This is a genomic window from Burkholderia sp. Bp9004, assembly GCF_003858025.1.
Taxonomy (GTDB): Bacteria; Pseudomonadota; Gammaproteobacteria; order Burkholderiales; family Burkholderiaceae; genus Burkholderia; species Burkholderia diffusa.
Genome location: NZ_QTQD01000020.1, coordinates 66282 through 83403 on the forward strand (window position 1 = coordinate 66282; position 17122 = coordinate 83403).

At 66.9% G+C, this 17122-nt stretch carries 18 protein-coding genes; 6 read left to right on the forward strand and 12 right to left on the reverse strand.

Features of this window, described 5'->3' with window-relative positions; translation table 11 throughout:
- The first annotated feature begins 99 nt into the window (after positions 1–99).
- The 5 genes from DIE08_RS21605 (at position 100) to DIE08_RS21625 (ending at position 6838) form a co-directional block, all read left to right on the forward strand.
- Positions 100–1176, forward strand: a complete 1077-nt coding sequence (locus DIE08_RS21605) for a regulator (protein ID WP_185715885.1) — start codon at positions 100–102, stop codon at positions 1174–1176.
- A gap of 10 nt (positions 1177–1186) precedes the next feature.
- Positions 1187–2884 carry a single-stranded-DNA-specific exonuclease RecJ gene (gene recJ, locus DIE08_RS21610; RefSeq protein ID WP_124903491.1) on the forward strand — a complete coding sequence of 566 codons (1698 nt, stop codon included), beginning with the start codon at positions 1187–1189 and terminating at the stop codon, positions 2882–2884.
- 163 nt (positions 2885–3047) lie between these two features.
- Positions 3048–4152 (forward strand): peptide chain release factor 2 gene (prfB, locus tag DIE08_RS21615; RefSeq protein WP_105787638.1). Its coding sequence is split into 2 segments (ribosomal slippage): positions 3048–3128 and positions 3130–4152, totalling 1104 coding nucleotides; the frame shifts between segments, so codons are not numbered across the junction.
- 75 nt (positions 4153–4227) lie between these two features.
- Positions 4228–5754, forward strand: a complete 1527-nt coding sequence (lysS, locus tag DIE08_RS21620) for a lysine--tRNA ligase (protein ID WP_124622328.1) — start codon at positions 4228–4230, stop codon at positions 5752–5754.
- A 340-nt stretch (positions 5755–6094) separates the two neighbouring features.
- Entirely contained in the window at positions 6095–6838 is a 744-nt protein-coding gene (locus tag DIE08_RS21625; RefSeq protein WP_124622326.1) for a glycine zipper 2TM domain-containing protein, read from the forward strand.
- Between the two features lie 128 nt (positions 6839–6966).
- On the opposite strand, the gene iscX is transcribed toward DIE08_RS21625, so the two are convergent.
- From iscX to DIE08_RS21685, 12 genes are all read right to left on the reverse strand, one after another.
- A complete protein-coding gene (iscX, locus tag DIE08_RS21630; protein WP_124903493.1) occupies positions 6967–7176 on the reverse strand; it encodes a Fe-S cluster assembly protein IscX in 210 nt (69 codons plus the stop codon).
- 44 nt (positions 7177–7220) lie between these two features.
- Positions 7221–7562, reverse strand: a complete 342-nt coding sequence (gene fdx, locus DIE08_RS21635) for an ISC system 2Fe-2S type ferredoxin (protein ID WP_059464189.1) — start codon at positions 7560–7562, stop codon at positions 7221–7223.
- Between the two features lie 84 nt (positions 7563–7646).
- Entirely contained in the window at positions 7647–9515 is a 1869-nt protein-coding gene (gene hscA / locus DIE08_RS21640; protein ID WP_124903495.1) for a Fe-S protein assembly chaperone HscA, read from the reverse strand.
- A gap of 54 nt (positions 9516–9569) precedes the next feature.
- Complete coding sequence (hscB, locus tag DIE08_RS21645; protein ID WP_034176899.1) at positions 9570–10097, reverse strand: Fe-S protein assembly co-chaperone HscB; 528 nt, start codon at positions 10095–10097, stop codon at positions 9570–9572.
- A gap of 94 nt (positions 10098–10191) precedes the next feature.
- Complete coding sequence (gene iscA, locus DIE08_RS21650; RefSeq protein WP_011885413.1) at positions 10192–10515, reverse strand: iron-sulfur cluster assembly protein IscA; 324 nt, start codon at positions 10513–10515, stop codon at positions 10192–10194.
- 64 nt (positions 10516–10579) lie between these two features.
- Entirely contained in the window at positions 10580–10987 is a 408-nt protein-coding gene (iscU, locus tag DIE08_RS21655) for a Fe-S cluster assembly scaffold IscU (RefSeq protein ID WP_009691729.1), read from the reverse strand.
- A 68-nt stretch (positions 10988–11055) separates the two neighbouring features.
- A complete protein-coding gene (locus DIE08_RS21660; protein ID WP_124622322.1) occupies positions 11056–12279 on the reverse strand; it encodes an IscS subfamily cysteine desulfurase in 1224 nt (407 codons plus the stop codon).
- 63 nt (positions 12280–12342) lie between these two features.
- Positions 12343–12882 carry a Fe-S cluster assembly transcriptional regulator IscR gene (gene iscR, locus DIE08_RS21665; RefSeq protein ID WP_009691731.1) on the reverse strand — a complete coding sequence of 180 codons (540 nt, stop codon included), beginning with the start codon at positions 12880–12882 and terminating at the stop codon, positions 12343–12345.
- A 117-nt stretch (positions 12883–12999) separates the two neighbouring features.
- Positions 13000–13482, reverse strand: a complete 483-nt coding sequence (locus tag DIE08_RS21670; RefSeq protein WP_124903497.1) for a low molecular weight protein-tyrosine-phosphatase — start codon at positions 13480–13482, stop codon at positions 13000–13002.
- A 101-nt stretch (positions 13483–13583) separates the two neighbouring features.
- Positions 13584–13811: a hypothetical protein gene (locus tag DIE08_RS21675; RefSeq protein ID WP_059608408.1), complete on the reverse strand. Its 228-nt coding sequence runs from the start codon at positions 13809–13811 to the stop codon at positions 13584–13586.
- 127 nt (positions 13812–13938) lie between these two features.
- Positions 13939–15351: a lactate utilization protein B gene (locus tag DIE08_RS21680; protein ID WP_124622318.1), complete on the reverse strand. Its 1413-nt coding sequence runs from the start codon at positions 15349–15351 to the stop codon at positions 13939–13941.
- A gap of 34 nt (positions 15352–15385) precedes the next feature.
- Complete coding sequence (locus DIE08_RS21685) at positions 15386–16108, reverse strand: (Fe-S)-binding protein (RefSeq protein WP_059535864.1); 723 nt, start codon at positions 16106–16108, stop codon at positions 15386–15388.
- 185 nt (positions 16109–16293) lie between these two features.
- On the opposite strand from DIE08_RS21685, the gene DIE08_RS21690 reads away from it, so the two are divergent.
- The gene (locus tag DIE08_RS21690; protein ID WP_059608410.1) at positions 16294–17103 is read left to right on the forward strand and encodes an IclR family transcriptional regulator; all 810 of its coding nucleotides are present in this window, start codon (positions 16294–16296) and stop codon (positions 17101–17103) included.
- The last annotated feature ends 19 nt before the right edge of the window (positions 17104–17122 follow it).

Below are 17122 nucleotides of genomic sequence, written 5' to 3' on the forward strand. Positions count from 1 at the left end.
GTCCGGCGGCGGCCGGCCGCCCGGGCACGGCCGAAAAAACGGTCGCCGGACGCAATCGGGCCGTCCGCCGGCCCGATCACGCGCGCAGTTTGCCATACAATGCGCACCATCATGCACGACCGACGCCTCCATTTTCTCGTTCCGTTCGCGCTGCCGTCGGCGGCCGATGCGGCCTCGTCCCTGCACACGCTGGACAGCCCCGCGCTCGAAAAGTTGCTCGCCCGCGCCAACCTCGTCGAGCGCGTGGCAGGCGAGGACTTCCAGCGCACGCTGCCGCACGAGCGCTGGCTGGCCCGCCAGTTCGGCGCGACCCAGGGCAACGCCGCCGACGAGGCGCCGCTCGCACCCTACATGCTGCTGGCGGACGGCGGCGACCCGGGTACCCAGGCCTGGGCGTGCGTCGAGCCCGTCCATGTCGAAATCGCGCACGATCACCTTGTGCTCGTCGACCCGGCGAGCCTCGCGCTCGACGACGGCGACGCAGCCGCCTTGCTGGCAGTCGCGCGCCCGCTGATCGAGGAGCTCGGCGTGCGACTGGAGGCGCCGCAGCCAGCGCGCTGGTACCTGTCCAGTGAGCAGTTCGCCCGCCTCGCCGGCGCAGCGCCGCTGCGCGCGAGCGGCCGCAACATCGAGATCTGGCTGCCGCACGAGGCGCACACCGGCGAACGCTCGCGGATGTGGATGAAGCTGCAGAACGAAGTGCAGATGGCATGGTTCCAGCATCCGGTGAACGAAGCGCGCGAAGCGCGCGGGTTGCCCGCCGTCAATTCGATCTGGTTCCATGCGCAAGGCACGCTGAAGCCGGTCGGCAAGCCGTTCGCACGCGTGCTGTCCGCGTCGCCCGCGGCGCTCGGCCTCGCGCGCGCGGCGCAAACCGATGCCGGCGCCGTGCCGGCCGCATTCGACGCACTGCCCGCCGCCGCCGGCGCGTCGCTCGTCGAGCTGCCCACGCTGTCCGCCCCGTACATCGAGCAGGACTGGCCACGCTGGCACGATGCGCTCGCCGCGCTCGAGCGCGACTGGTTCGCGCCGTCCCTCGCCGCGCTGCAGAACGGCGAGCTGGCCGGCGTCGATTTCACGCTGTGCGGCGACACCAGCTCCGTGACGCTGCACGCGACGCGCGGCGACCTGCGCAAGTTCTGGCGCCGCCGCGCGCTGGCATCCCTGTTCGAATAACCCGACCTGTATGACCCGGATCGTTACCCGCCCCGTCGCGCCCGCCGACGCCGAAGCGCTCGCGCGCCACGGCCTGCATCCCGTCCTCGCGCGCCTGTATGCGTCGCGCGGCGTGCAGTCCCCGACCGACATCGAGACGGCCCTCGCGCGCCTCGTCCCGCCCACCGAACTGAAAGGCTGCGCGGACGCCGCGGCGCTGCTCGCCGACGCGATCGCCGACAAGCGGCGCCTGCTGGTCGTCGCCGACTACGACTGCGACGGCGCAACCGCCTGCGCAGTCGCGGTGCGCGGCCTGCGGATGTTCGGCACGCAGATCGACTACCTGGTGCCGAACCGCTTCGAATACGGCTACGGGCTCACGCCCGAAATCGTCGAACTCGCGGCCGCGCGCAAGCCCGACCTGCTGATCACCGTCGACAACGGGATCGCGAGCGTCGCGGGTGTCGAAGCCGCGAACGCGCGCGGCATCGATGTGCTCGTCACCGACCACCATCTGCCCGGCGACGCGCTGCCCGCCGCGCGCGCGATCGTCAACCCGAACCAGCCTGGCTGCGCGTTCCCGAGCAAGCACATCGCCGGCGTCGGCGTGATGTTCTACGTGCTGCTCGCGCTGCGCGCCGAGCTGCGCCGCCGCGGCGCGTTCGCGAGCAAGGAGGCCGAACCCCGCCTCGACGGACTGCTCGACCTCGTCGCGCTCGGCACCGTCGCCGACGTGGTGCGGCTCGACGGCAACAACCGCGTGCTCGTCGCGCAGGGGCTGCAGCGCATCCGCAACGGCCGCATGCAGCCGGGCATCGCCGCACTGTTCCGCGCGGCCGGCCGCGAGGCGCGCACCGCGTCGGGCTTCGACCTCGGCTTCGGCCTCGGCCCGCGCCTGAACGCCGCCGGGCGGCTGTCGGACATGTCGCTCGGCATCGAGTGCCTGATCACCGACGACATCGGCCGCGCATGGGACCTCGCGCAACAGCTCGACACGATGAACCGCGAGCGCCGCGAGATCGAGGCCGGCATGCAGCAGCAGGCGCTCGCCGATCTCGCCGACGTCGATCCGGCCGACGCATGCACGATCACGCTGTTCAACCCCGAATGGCACCAGGGCGTGATCGGCATCGTCGCCGGGCGGCTCAAGGAGAAGTTCCATCGCCCGTCGTTCACGTTCGCGCATGCGGACGAAGCCGGCACGCGGGTCAAAGGTTCGGGCCGCTCGATTCCCGGCTTCCACCTGCGCGATGCACTCGACCTGGTGTCGAAGCGCGAACCCGACCTGATCGTCGCGTTCGGCGGCCACGCGATGGCGGCCGGCCTTACGCTCGACACCGGCAACGTGCCGCGCTTCGCGGCCGCGTTCGAGGCCGTCGCGCGCGAGTGGTTGTCCGACGACGCGCTGGCGCGCGTGATCGAGACCGACGGCGAACTCGAGGAAGCGTATTTCACGCCGCAGTTCGTCGGGCTGCTCGACGAAGCCGTCTGGGGCCAGGGTTTTCCGGCCCCGCTTTTCTCCGGCGAATTCGACGTCGTGTCGCAGTCACTCGTGAAGGAAAAGCACCTGAAGCTGCAGTTGGCGCGCGGCCGCCAGCGCTTCAACGCGATCTGGTTCAATCACACCGAGCCGCTGCCGGCGAGCGCGCTGATCGCGTACCGCCTCGTGGCCGACACGTGGAACGGCGTGACGCGCGTCCAGCTGATCGTCGAACACGCGGCCGGCTGAACGCCGCCCGCCCGGCCAACCGGCCCGCGGCACTCGCGGGCCGCATGCGCGCCGCACCGAACGCTCGGCCGCGGCGCGCATGCAAGCACGTTCCGCGTCACCGGGAAACCCCGCCGATCGGCTATAATTCCGCTTTTTTACGAAGCAAGAATAGCGAACGATCATGGAAGCGGAACGTCTCAACGCGATCGAAAGCTCCCTGCTCGACCTGCGCACGCGCGCGGGCGAGCTTCGGGGGTATCTTTGACTACGACGCCAAATCTGCGCGTCTGACCGAAGTCAACAAGGAACTCGAAGACCCGAACGTCTGGAACGATTCGAAGAACGCCCAGGCACTCGGCCGCGAGAAGAAGCTGCTCGAAGGCGTCGTCACGACGCTGACGGCACTCGATAGCGACCTGCGCGATGCGCTCGACCTGTTCGAGCTGGCACGCGAGGAAGGCGACGAAGACACCCTCATCGCATCCGAAGACGACGCGAAGAAGCTCGAAGCGCGCGTCGGCGACATCGAATTCCGCCGGATGTTCTCGAACCCGGCCGACCCGAACAACTGCTTCATCGACATCCAGGCCGGCGCCGGCGGCACCGAGGCGTGCGACTGGGCTTCGATGCTGCTGCGCCAGTACCTGCGCTACTGCGAGCGCAAGGGCTTCAAGGCCGAAGTGCTCGAAGAATCCGACGGCGACGTCGCCGGCATCAAGAACGCGACGGTCAAGGTCACGGGCGAATACGCATACGGCTTCCTGCGCACCGAAACGGGCATTCACCGCCTCGTGCGCAAGTCGCCGTTCGACTCGTCGGGCGGCCGCCACACGTCGTTCTCGTCGGTGTTCGTGTATCCGGAAATCGACGACTCGATCGAAGTCGAAGTCAACCCGGCCGACCTGCGCATCGACACGTACCGCGCCTCGGGCGCCGGCGGCCAGCACATCAACAAGACCGACTCGGCCGTGCGGATCACGCACATGCCGACCGGCATCGTCGTGCAGTGCCAGAACGACCGCTCGCAGCACCGCAACCGTGCCGAAGCGATGGCCATGCTGAAGTCGCGCCTGTACGAAGCCGAAATGCGCAAGCGCCAGGCCGAGCAGGACAAGCTCGAATCGAGCAAGACCGATGTGGGCTGGGGCCACCAGATCCGCTCGTACGTGCTCGACCAGAGCCGCGTGAAGGACCTCCGTACGAACGTCGAAATGAGCAACACGCGAGCCGTGCTCGACGGCGATCTCGACGACTTCATCAGCGCGAGCCTCAAACAGGGCGTGTAAGCGCCGCGGCGCGGCCTCTCCGGTCGCGCCGCCCTTCCCGTTGCGTTGCCGCACCCACTCCGAATTCCGACCATCATGACCGAACCGACCCAAACGCAGCCCGCCGTCGCGGCGGACGAAAACCAGATCATCGCCGAGCGCCGCGAGAAGCTGCGCGCATTGCGCGAGCAAGGCGTCGCCTATCCGAACGATTTTCGGCCGACGCATCACGCCGCCGATCTCCAGGCGAAATTCGCCGACTCGGACAAGGCCGCGCTCGAGGCGAACCCGGTCGAGGTGTCGGTCGCCGGCCGCATGATGCTCAAGCGCGTGATGGGCAAGGCGAGCTTCGCGACGGTGCAGGACGGTTCGGGCCAGATCCAGTTCTTCGTGACGCCGAACGACGTCGGCACGGAAACCTACGACGCGTTCAAGAAGTGGGACCTCGGCGACATCGTCGCCGCACGCGGCGTGCTGTTCCGCACCAACAAGGGCGAGCTGTCGGTCCAGTGCAAGGAGCTGCGCCTGCTGTCGAAGGCGCTGCGTCCGCTGCCGGACAAGTTCCACGGCCTCGCCGACCAGGAAATGCGCTACCGCCAGCGCTACGTCGACCTGATCGTCACGCCGGAAACGCGCGACACGTTCCGTGCGCGCACCAAGACCATTGCGTCGATCCGCAAGTTCATGGACAACGCCGACTTCATGGAAGTCGAAACGCCGATGCTGCACCCGATCCCGGGCGGTGCCGCGGCGAAGCCGTTCGTCACGCACCACAACGCGCTCGACATGCAGATGTTCCTGCGTATCGCGCCGGAGCTGTACCTGAAGCGCCTGATCGTCGGCGGCTTCGAACGCGTGTTCGAGATCAACCGCAACTTCCGGAATGAAGGCGTGTCGCCGCGCCACAACCCGGAATTCACGATGATGGAGTTCTACGCCGCGTACACCGACTACCGCTGGCTGATGGACTTCACCGAGCAGCTGATCCGCCAGGCGGCGATCGATGCGCTCGGCACCGCGACGATCCAGTACCAGGGGCGCGAGCTCGACCTCGCGAAGCCGTTCCACCGCCTGACGATCACGCAGGCGATCCAGAAGTACGCGCCGCAGTACACCGACGGCCAGCTGTCGGACGACGCGTTCCTGCGCTCCGAACTGAAGCGCCTCGGCGTGGACGTGTCGCAGCCGGCCTTCCTGAACGCCGGCATCGGCGCGCTGCAGCTCGCGCTGTTCGAGGAAACCGCCGAATCGCAGCTGTGGGAGCCGACCTACATCATCGACTACCCGGTCGAGGTGTCGCCGCTCGCACGCGCATCGGATACGGTGCCGGGCATTACCGAGCGTTTCGAACTGTTCATGACCGGCCGCGAGATCGCGAACGGCTTCTCGGAGCTGAACGATCCGGAAGACCAGGCCGCGCGCTTCAAGAAGCAGGTCGAGCAGAAGGATGCAGGCGACGAGGAAGCGATGTTCTTCGACGCCGACTACATCCGCGCGCTCGAACACGGGATGCCGCCGACGGGTGGTTGCGGGATTGGCATCGACCGTCTCGTGATGCTGCTGACCGACAGCCCGACGATTCGCGACGTGCTGCTGTTCCCGCACCTGCGCCGCGAAGACTGACCGCCCCCCGCGTGCGCCGCGCCCCGCGGCGCACGCGTCAGCTTTGTAACCACGCGTAAATCCCGCTCGCCGGCGTTCGACGGCTTTCGATCCTCCCCCGTTTTATCCCCTCGTCGCGACGGCCCTCTCCGGGTTTTCCCGATAACGCCCGCCCGCTCCCCGCTGCAATTCGTTACACCTTGATACGGTGCGACCCTCGCCCGTGGACGACACTCCTGTTGCGTCACCACGCATGACCACGGGACCAGAACGCGGCGCCGGAACGCCAAGTCTGCTCGCTCCCGAGCGTGGGATCCGGCCAGCGCCAACGTGCGACGCCGGGTCGACACCGGAGAACAAAATGGACAACCAGAATCAAACCACCCCGCAAAAGCAACGCCTCCACCCGCTTATCGCGACCGCGGCAGGCGCCGTGATCGTCGCGAGCCTCGCGGCCACTGCAGCGATCACGGGCATCTTCCCGAAGGCCAACAGCAATAACGCGCAGAACGGCCAGACCCAGGCCGCGCTGATCGCGTCGCAGCCGGCCGTCGATACGGCCGCTGCAGCCAGCGCCGCGCTCGCCGCGCAGGCGCAACAGCAGGCAGCCGAACAGGCCGCGCAGCAGAAGGCGGCTGCCGAGAAGGCCGCGGCAGCCCAGGTCGAACCGAAGCCCGCGCCGCGCCCGGCAGCCACGCACCGCCGCCATACGCCGGCGCCGCAACCGCCGCAATACGCGCAGCAGCCGTCCGCGCCCGCGCAGCCGGCCTATTGCCAGACCTGCGGCACGGTCGTCGCGATCACGCAGACGCGTACGCCGGGTCAGAGTTCGGGGATCGGAGCGGTCGGCGGCGCAGCGGCCGGCGGCCTGCTCGGCAACCAGTTCGGTCACGGCAACGGCCGCACCGCGATGACGATCATCGGCGCGCTCGGCGGCGGTCTCGCCGGCAACCAGGTCGAGAAGCAGGTGCGCGCGGAAACCGACTACCAGGTACAGGTCCAGATGGAAAGCGGCGCGACGCGCACGTTCACGTACCACAACCCGCCGCCGTTCGGCCAGGGTCAGCGCGTGCGGATCGAGAACGGGACGCTGGTCGGCGCCTGACGCCTGACGCATCGCCGGACAGCCCTTGCGCCGTGCCGGAAATGAAAAAGGCTCGTGAAGCATCACGAGCCTTTTCTTTTTGCGGGAGCCTTGCCGGAGCCACATGGCGCGGGGCGCCAGCGCGAACCTCAGTCTTCGTCGTCGAAGTCGGATTCATCGATCCAGTGGGCCTGGATCGCTTCGAGGATCTTCTCGCCCGAGTGCGCCGGGTCGTCGGTGAAGCCGTCCAGATCGATGACCCATTGGCGCAGGTCGACGAAATTGATCTTCTGCGGATCGACCTCCGGATGCTTGTCTGCCAGCGCGATGGCAATTTCGCGCGAATCGGTCCATTTCATGACTTGCTCTCCCGTGTACGCGGCGAGTCCGCCCCGCCGGTCCGTCAGTGATTTTCCTTCGCGTGGTTGATCGAGTACTTCGGGATCTCGACCACCAGGTCCGAATCTTCCTTCACGATTGCCTGGCACGACAGGCGCGACGTCGGCTCGAGGCCCCATGCCTTGTCGAGCAGGTCGTCTTCGTCCTCGTCGGACGGATCGAGATCGTTGAAGCCCTCGCGGATCACCACGTGGCAGGTCGTGCATGCGCACGACTTCTCGCATGCATGCTCGATCTCGATCCCGTTGTCGAGCAGGTTGTCGCAAATACTCTTGCCGGGCGTCGCGTCGATCACTGCGCCGTCCGGGCACAGTTCGACGTGAGGCAGCACCACCAGTTGAGGCATGTCCGTTCCGTCAGTCAGGGTGCGGCGGCTGGCGCCGCACGGTTCAATATCGCGCGGGCCGTCGCCGGCCCGCGTGCATTTCGTTCAGATCTCGTCGAGCCGTCGGCCCGACAGTGCGCGCTTGATGCTCTTGTCCATCCGGCGCGCCGCGAATTCGTCGGTGCCGTCGGCCAGCGTCTTGGTCGCGGTTTCGATCGCGTCCGTGTCGTCGCCCTGCGCGATCGTGCGCAGCGCCGCGACGAGCGCGTCGACCTGCGTGCGTTCGGCGTCATCGAGCAATTCGCCGTCGGTCGCCAGCGCCGCCTGCGTCGCCTCGATCATCCGCTCGGCCTCGACCTGCGCTTCGCGCAGCGCGCGCGCCCGCATGTCGATCTCGGCGGTCTTGAAGCTGTCTTCGAGCATCTTCGCGATGTCGTCGTCGGCGAGGCCGTACGACGGCTTCACGACGACCGACGCCTCGACGCCCGAATGTTGCTCGCGCGCGAACACCGACAGCAACCCGTCCGCATCGACCTGGTAAGTCACGCGGATGCGCGCCGCACCGGCCGTCATCGGCGGGATGCCGCGCAGCTCGAAGCGCGCGAGCGACCGGCAGTCGGCGACGAGCTCGCGCTCGCCTTGCACGACGTGGATCGCCATCGCGGTCTGGCCATCCTTGAAGGTCGTGAATTCCTGCGCACGCGCAATCGGAATCGTCGAATTGCGCGGAATGATCTTCTCGACGAGACCGCCCATCGTCTCGACGCCGAGCGACAGCGGGATCACGTCGAGCAGCAGCCAGTCGTCGCCGCTGCCGCGATTGCCGGCGAGCAGGTCGGCCTGGATCGCCGCGCCGAGCGCGACGACCTGGTCGGGGTCGAGATTGACGAGCGGCGGCTGGCCGAAATGCTTCGCGACCGCCTCGCGGATCACCGGCATGCGCGTCGCGCCGCCGACCAGCACGACACCCTTGATGTCGGCCGGCGTTACCTGCGCGTCGCGCAATGCCTTGCGGGTCGGCGTCAGCGTACGCTGCACGAGCGGCTCGACGAGCGCGGCGAACGTGTCGTGCGAGATCGTCTGCTCGAGCCGGGCACCGTTCGACAGCGTCACGTCGAGCGACGCCTGCGGCGCGGACGACAGCGCTTCCTTCAGCACGCGCACGCGATCGAGCAGCAGGCGCACGTCCTCGGGCGCAAGCGCCTTCGCATCGATGCCGGCATGCGCGAGCACGTGGCCGAACAGCGCGTGGTCGAAATCGTCGCCGCCGAGCGCGGAATCGCCGCCCGCGGCCAGCACTTCGAACACGCCCTTGGTCAGCTTCAGGATCGACAGGTCGAACGTGCCGCCGCCGAGGTCGTACACCGCGTAGAGGCCTTCGGCCGCGTTGTCGAGACCATAGGCGATCGCGGCCGCGGTCGGTTCGTTCAGCAGGCGCAGGACGTTGATGCCCGCGAGACGCGCGGCGTCCTTCGTCGCCTGGCGCTGCGCGTCATCGAAGTATGCGGGCACCGTGATCACCGCGCCGACCAGTTCGTCGCCGAGCGTGTCTTCCGCGCGGTAACGCAGCGTCGCGAGAATCTCGGCCGACACTTCGACCGGGCTCTTCACGCCGTCGATCGTGCGGATCTGCACCATGCCCGGTGCATCGACGAATTCGTAAGGCGCGTTCGCCGCGCCTTCGACCTCGGCCTTGCCGCGGCCCATGAAGCGCTTGACCGACACGATCGTGTTGCGCGGATCGGTCGCGGCCTGCTCCTTCGCTTCGTGACCGATGCGGCGGCCGCCCTTCTCGAGATAACGGACCACCGACGGCAGCAGTACGCGGCCCGCCTCGTCCGGCAGCACTTCGGGCACGCTGTTGCGCACGGCCGCGACGAGCGAGTTCGTCGTGCCGAGATCGATCCCGACAGCGAGTCGCCGCTGGTGCGGCGCCGGCGCCATGCCCGGTTCGGAAATTTGCAGTAAAGCCATCTTGGTTCGTTCGGGCGCTCGGCCCGTTTGCTGCGCGTGCCGCGAGGCACGCGGTTAAGTTTCGAGGCGCTCGATCTGCGCGCCCACTTCCGACGCGACCCGTTCGATGAACATCAGCTGGCGCACGGCTTCGGCGGCGGCCTGGTCGGCTGCGCTGTCGAGCAGCGTGCCGAGGCGCTCGAGGCGCACGCGCTTTTCGTCGCGCAATTCGGCGAGCAGCGCATCGAGCGCATCGACGTTGCGGGCGGCAGCGGCATCCTCGATGCCTTCGCGCCACTCCATCTGCTGCATCAGGAACGCGGGCTCCATCGCGGTGTTGTTTTCGGCACCGATGTCGACGCCGCGCAGCGACAGCAGATAGGTCGCGCGTTTCAGCGGATCGCGCAGCGTGCGGTAGGCTTCGTTCGCACGGGTCGCCCATTGCATCGCGATGCGCTTTTGCGCGTCGCCGGCCGCCGCGAAACGGTCCGGGTGGACCTGCGTCTGCACGGTGCGATACGCGCTGTCGAGCGCAGCCTCGTCGAGCGCGAATTGCGCCGGCAGGTGAAACAGATCGAAGTGGCTGTCTTTCAGCGAAACCATCGTCGCGTTCAATTCCGGTTCGTCGCGCGGCAAACGCCGCACATTAAAAAGGCGGCTCGTGCCGCCTCTTGCCCGCATCGCGCGGATACCCGCGTCACACGCGGAACGATTCGCCGCAACCGCACTCGTCCTTCACGTTCGGGTTGTTGAACTTGAACCCTTCGTTCAGGCCTTCGCGTGCAAAGTCGAGTTCGGTGCCGTCGATGTACGCGAGGCTTTTCGGGTCGACGACGACCTTCACGCCATGGCTCTCGAACACCTGATCCTCGGGGGCCAGCTCGTCGACATACTCGAGCTTGTACGCGAGCCCCGAGCACCCGGTCGTGCGAACGCCAAGCCGCAGGCCCACACCCTTGCCGCGACGGACGAGGTATTTCTGGACGTGCTGTGCTGCTTTTTCGGTCAGTGTAATTGCCATGATGTCCTTGCCGCGGCGCGCCACCCGGGCCCGCCGCGTTCCTTCACAAGCCGCTCGATGGCGCTCAGGCCGCTGCCTGATCGCCTTCCTTCGTGTCGTGGCGCTTCTTGTAGTCGGCCACGGCTGCCTTGATCGCGTCTTCCGCGAGAATCGAGCAGTGAATCTTCACCGGCGGCAGGGCCAGCTCTTCGGCGATCTGCGTGTTCTTGATCGACAGCGCCTCGTCGAGGGTCTTGCCCTTCACCCATTCGGTCACGAGCGAGCTCGACGCGATCGCCGAACCGCAGCCGTACGTCTTGAACTTCGCGTCTTCGATCACGCCGTCCGCGCCGACGCGGATCTGCAGCTTCATCACGTCGCCGCAGGCCGGCGCGCCGACCATGCCCGTGCCGACCGCGTCGTCGTCTTTCGCGAACGAACCGACGTTACGCGGGTTTTCGTAGTGATCCAGAACCTTGTTGCTGTATGACATGACTCAGACTCCTTGACTCGTTACGTCTGCGTGCGCAAATCCGCCCGCGAATGTATTCAATGCGGTGTTCAGTGTGCAGCCCATTCGATCGTCGACAGATCGATGCCTTCCTGGTGCATTTCCCAGAGCGGCGACAGTTCGCGCAGCTTCGCGATCTTGCTGTTCAGCAGTGCGATCACGAAGTCGACTTCCTGCTCCGTCGTGAAGCGGCCGACCGTGAAACGAATCGAGCTGTGCGCGAGTTCGTCGTTGCGGCCGAGTGCACGCAGCACGTACGACGGCTCGAGCGACGCCGACGTGCACGCCGAACCCGACGACACCGCGACGTCCTTGATCGCCATGATCAGTGACTCGCCTTCGACGAAGTTGAAACTGATGTTCAGGTTGTGCGGAACACGGTGCTCCATGTCGCCGTTCACGTACGTTTCCTCGATCTGCGACAGGCCGCGCAGCAGCTTGTCGCGCAGCATGCGGATGCGCTCGTTCTCGGTCGCCATTTCTTCACGCGCGATGCGGAACGCTTCACCCATGCCGACGATCTGGTGCGTCGCCAGCGTGCCCGAACGCATCCCGCGCTCGTGGCCGCCGCCGTGCATCTGCGCTTCGATGCGCACCCGCGGCTTGCGGCGCACGTACAGCGCGCCGATGCCCTTCGGGCCGTAGGTCTTGTGCGCCGAGAACGACATCAGGTCGACCTTCAGCTTCGCGAGGTCGATCTCGACCTTGCCGGTCGACTGTGCGGCGTCGACGTGGAACACGATGCCCTTCTCGCGGCAGATTTCACCGATCGTCTCGATGTCCTGGATCACGCCGATCTCGTTGTTCACGTGCATGACCGACACGAGGATCGTGTCCGGGCGCAGCGCAGCCTTGAACACGTCGAGGTCGATCAGGCCGTCTTCCTTCACGTCGAGATAGGTGACTTCGAAGCCGTCGCGCTCGAGCTCGCGGCAGGTGTCGAGCACGGCCTTGTGCTCGGTCTTCACCGTGATGATGTGCTTGCCCTTGCCCTTGTAGAAGTTCGCGGCACCCTTGATGGCGAGGTTGTCCGATTCCGTCGCGCCGGACGTCCAGATGATCTCGCGCGGATCCGCGTTCACGAGCGCAGCCACCTGCTCGCGCGCTTCCTCGACCGCGCGTTCCGCGTCCCAGCCGTATGCGTGGCTGCGCGACGCCGGGTTGCCGAACTGCTCGCGCAGGTACGGCACCATCTTGTCGACCACGCGCGGGTCGACCGGCGTCGTCGCGCTGTAATCCATGTAGATGGGCAGGTGGAGAGTCTCTTGGGTCATCTGTCGCTCCGGGAATTCTGTGCAGGGACTATGTGCGTTATGGGGTGTGCGGCGCGTTCGCGCTCACGAACTCGCGATGTTGAACACCGAATTGGGACCGAGCGGCATCGTGCGCACCGGTTCGGCCGGTGCCGCGACGGGCTCCGGCGTGCGCCGGTCGCGCAGCACCGCGGGTGCGCCCTCGCGTGCGCGCTGCTGATCGACGAGATCCTGCAGCGATACCGAATCGAGGTACTCGACCATTTTCTGGTTCAGGGTCGACCACAGCTCGTGCGTCATGCAATGGCCGTCGGGCTGCTTCGAGCCGTCGCACGTGCCTTTGCCGCCGCACTGCGTGGCGTCGAGCGGTTCATCGACCGCGATGATGATGTCGGCGACGGTGACGTCCTGCGCGCGGCGCGCGAGGTTGTAGCCGCCGCCCGGGCCGCGCACGGATTCGACGATTTCATGCCTGCGCAGCTTGCCGAACAGCTGTTCGAGATACGAGAGCGAAATCCGCTGGCGCTGGCTGATGCCTGCAAGCGTCACCGGGCCCTGCTCCTGGCGCAGTGCCAAGTCAATCATCGCCGTGACGGCGAAACGGCCTTTGGTGGTGAGTCTCATGGTGTCTAGGGGACTGCAATCTTGACGATTTTGGTCAAGTATAAATATTTGACGATTTTAGTCAAGTATCCATGTCTTCGACAGGGTATTCGCAGATCGCTGAATACCTCGCCGCGATCAGTGTGCGGCGCTGCTGCGGAGGGTATCGAGCAGGCCCGCGCACGCGCGCTCGACCTGGTCGAGCACCTGTTCGAAGCCCTGCGCGCCGCCGAAATAAGGATCCGCCACTTCGATCTCGGTCGCGCCCGGCGCGAATTCCATCAGGAGGCGCACCTTGTCGCGATGCTCGGGCGGGCAGCGCCGCCGCAATTCCGCGAAATTGGCCTCGTCCATCGCCAGCAGCAGATCGAACCGCTCGAAATCCACCGCGCTCACTTGCCGCGCCCGCAGCGCCGACAGGTCGTAGCCGCGCGTACGCGCCGCCGCCTGCGCGCGCGTGTCGGGCGGCTCGCCGACGTGCCAGTCGCCCGTCCCGGCCGAATCGATCGCGATCCGGTCGGCCAGCCCGGCCGCGTCGACCTGGTGGCGCATCACGCCTTCCGCCGTGGGCGAACGGCAGATGTTGCCGAGACAGACGAAACAGATCGCAACGCGGGACATCGCACTCTCGAAAAGCCGCGGTGAACCGCGTGGAAGAAGAACGCGCCATTATACAAAGGCGCCCGGAATCGCGCCGCCGCGCAAAGCGACGGCGGCGTGACTTACAGCGCCTTGGGTGCGGCGAGCGCGACGTCGCCGGATACGGCCGGCAACGGCTTCGCCGCGTCGCCGACCAGCCCGAACGACACCGCGCGCGCGAGTTCGGCCGATGCCTGATGAACGGCGATCGGGCCACGCGACGGCGCGTCGGCCATCGCGTGCAAATAAGCGACCGCGGCGAGCGGGACGACGATTGCCAGCGGCCAGTACATCGATATTGTCTTTCTCATGATGCGGCTCCTTGACCTCATGCCCCGAAACCCGATTCCGGGGACTACAGGCAGGATTCTATAGACCGCACCTATCGAGATAAATACATGAATAGCGAACGCACTGTTGTCGCTCGATGAACAGTGGTCAGCCGAGGTGGCTTTGGGATGCCGCGTACAGCTCGCGGAACGTGCGCCCGGTCGGCGTCGGCATGTCGCGCGTGTCCATCCAGCCGCCCATCATTGGCAGGCGCCGCAGCGTGCCGCCATTGCCGCCCAGCCGCTCGAGGATGCGCACCGCGAGCTTGGTCGTCAGCGCATACAGCATCGGCCGGCGCGCGACGAAGCCCCACGCGGCGAGCGCGGCGCGCTCGCGCCACGGCCGCAGATGCCGCTCGACCTGTTTCTCGCGCAGCGTACGCAGCAAGTGCGACAACGGGATCCCGGCCGGGCACACGCTGTCGCATTCGCCGCACAGCGTCGCGGCCTGCGGCAAGTCGAGTGCACGGTCGATCCCCACGTAGCTCGGTGTCAGCACCGAGCCCATCGGGCCCGGATAGACCCATCCGTACGCGTGCCCGCCGACCTTCTGATATACCGGGCAGTGGTTCATGCATGCGCCGCAGCGAATGCAACGCAGCATCTCCTGGAATTCGCCGCCGATCAGTCCCGTCCGACCGCCGTCGACGAGCACCACGTAGTTGTGCTCCGGGCCGTCCTCGTCGCCGGGGCCGCGCGGCCCGGTGAGCAGCGAGAAATAGTTCGAGGTCTTCTGCCCGGTCGCCGAGCGCGGCAGCAGACGCATCGCTGTCGCGAGATCCTCGAGCGTCGGCAGCACCTTCTCGATGCCCGTCACCGCGACATGCACGCGCGGCATCACCGTGCACATCCCTTCGTTGCCTTCGTTCGTGACGACCGCGACCGACCCCGTCTCGGCAATCACGAAGTTGCCGCCCGTCACCCCCATGTCGGCTGACAGGAAATGCGGGCGCAGCACCTCACGCGCCTCGCGCGTCATGTCGGGGATCTCGGTCAGCCGCTCGCGGTGGTGCGTGCGCGCGAACAGGTCCGCGATCTCGTCCTTGTCCTTGTGCACGACGGGCGCGATGATGTGGCTCGGCGGCTCGTTGTCGTTGATCTGCAGGATGTATTCGCCCAGGTCCGTCTCGATCGACTGCACACCCATCTCGGCGAGCACCGCGTTCAGGCGCATTTCCTCGGACACCATCGACTTCGTCTTGATGACCTTCTTCACGTCGTGGCGTCGGGCGATGTCGGCGACGAGCCGCGCGGCGTCGGCGGTCGTTTCCGCGAACAGCACCGTCGTGCCGCGCCGCGTCGCCTCGCGTTCGAACGCCTCGAGCCACACGTCGAGATTCTCCAGTGCACGGTTGCGGCGCGCCTTCAGCGCGGCGCGCGTCGCCTGGAAGTCGATCTCGGTCATCGCGTCGGCGCGTGCGGACACGAACTTCGTCGACAGCTTCTTCAGATTCTGCTGCAGGCGCTGGTCGGCCAGCTTCTGGCCGGCACGGGCCTTGAAATGCATCGATTGGACTTGCATCGCGGTATCGGGGAAAAGTGAGCGGAACCGGGCGTCAGACGTCGCCCGCCAGCACCTGCGCGACGTGCAGCACGCGCGTGTCGCGGTCGCCCGTGCGGCGCAACCGCCCTTCGATGTTCAGCATGCAGCCGAGATCGCCGAGCACGACGGCGCCCGCGCCGGATGCGCGGACATTCGCGCATTTCTCGTCCGCGATGGCCGCCGAAATGTCGCCGTACTTGACCGCGAACGTGCCGCCGAAGCCGCAGCAGTGCTCGCAATCCTTCATCTCGGTGACGGCCACGCCGCGCTGCGCGAGCAGCGCGCGCGGCTGCGCCTTCACGCCGAGCTCGCGCAGGCCTGAGCACGAGTCGTGATAGGTGACCGGCCCCGTGAATTCGCCGGGCGCGAGCGTCACCTTCGCGACGTTCGCGAGGAAATCGGTCAGTTCATAGACTTTCTGCTGAAATCGCGCATAGCGCCCCATCAGTTCGGGGTCGTCGCGGAACAGGTCGCCGTAGTGCGTGCGGATCATGCCGCCGCACGAGCCCGACGGCGCGACGACGTAGTCGAACTGCTCGAACTCGCGCAGCGTCTTTTCGGCGAGATCGCGTGCGAGCGCGCGATCGCCCGAGTTGTAGGCCGGCTGGCCACAGCAGGTTTGCGCGGGCGGCACGAATACCTCGTAGCCGGCTTCGCGAATCAGTTTCAGCGCGGAAAAACCGATTTCCGGACGCATCAGGTCGACCAGGCAGGTCACGAACAAACCGACTCGCATATGCGCTCCTTCGAGAAAACGGCTCTCATTATCCGCCGTTTGGCCGGCGAGACCAACGCCGGCGCGTAAGCAAGCGCGCACGGCCGGAAACGAGGACTTCCTCGAACGGCGTTCGCTTTTTTCACGATACGAGATACAATCGACGCAACACCGCTTGATGCGTCAACCGATTCCCCCCCCCCGACATGAGCCAACCCACCCCGGATTCCAAAACGTCGATCCAGGTGATCGAACGTATGATGCGGCTGCTGGACGCGCTCGCCGCGCACAGCGACCCCGTCAGCCTGAAGGAGCTTGCGCAGCGCACCGAACTTCATCCGTCGACCGCGCACCGTATCCTCAACGACATGGTGACCTGCCGCCTGGTCGACCGCTCCGACCCCGGCACCTACCGGCTCGGCATGAGGCTGCTCGAGCTCGGCAACCTCGTGAAGGCGCGCCTGTCGGTACGCGACGCCGCGCTGATGCCGATGCGCGAACTGCACCGCCTGACCGGCCAGACCGTGAACCTGTCGGTACGCCAGGGCGACGAAATCGTCTATATCGAGCGCGCGTATTCGGAGCGCTCGGGGATGCAGGTCGTCCGCGCGATCGGCGGCCGCGCGCCGCTGCACCTGACATCGGTCGGCAAGCTGTTTCTCGCGGTCGACGAAACGTCGCGCGTGCGCGCCTACGCGACGCGCACCGGGCTGTCCGGCCATACGCAGAACAGCATTACCGACATCGCGAAGCTCGAGCGCGAACTGACGCTCGTGCGCCAGCAATCGTGCGCGCGCGACAACGAGGAACTGGAGCTGGGCGTGCGCTGTATCGCGGCCGGCATCTACGACGACTCGGGCAAGCTCGTCGCGGGCCTGTCGCTGTCGGCACCGGCCGATCGCCTGCAGGACGCGTGGCTCGGCCAGTTGAGCCGCACCGCCCTCACCATTTCGGAATCGCTCGGCTACCGGCCGGAGCCCACGAAGGACGCCGAAGGGCTGCAACGGCACGCATGACCCGCACCGCCCGCCGCAC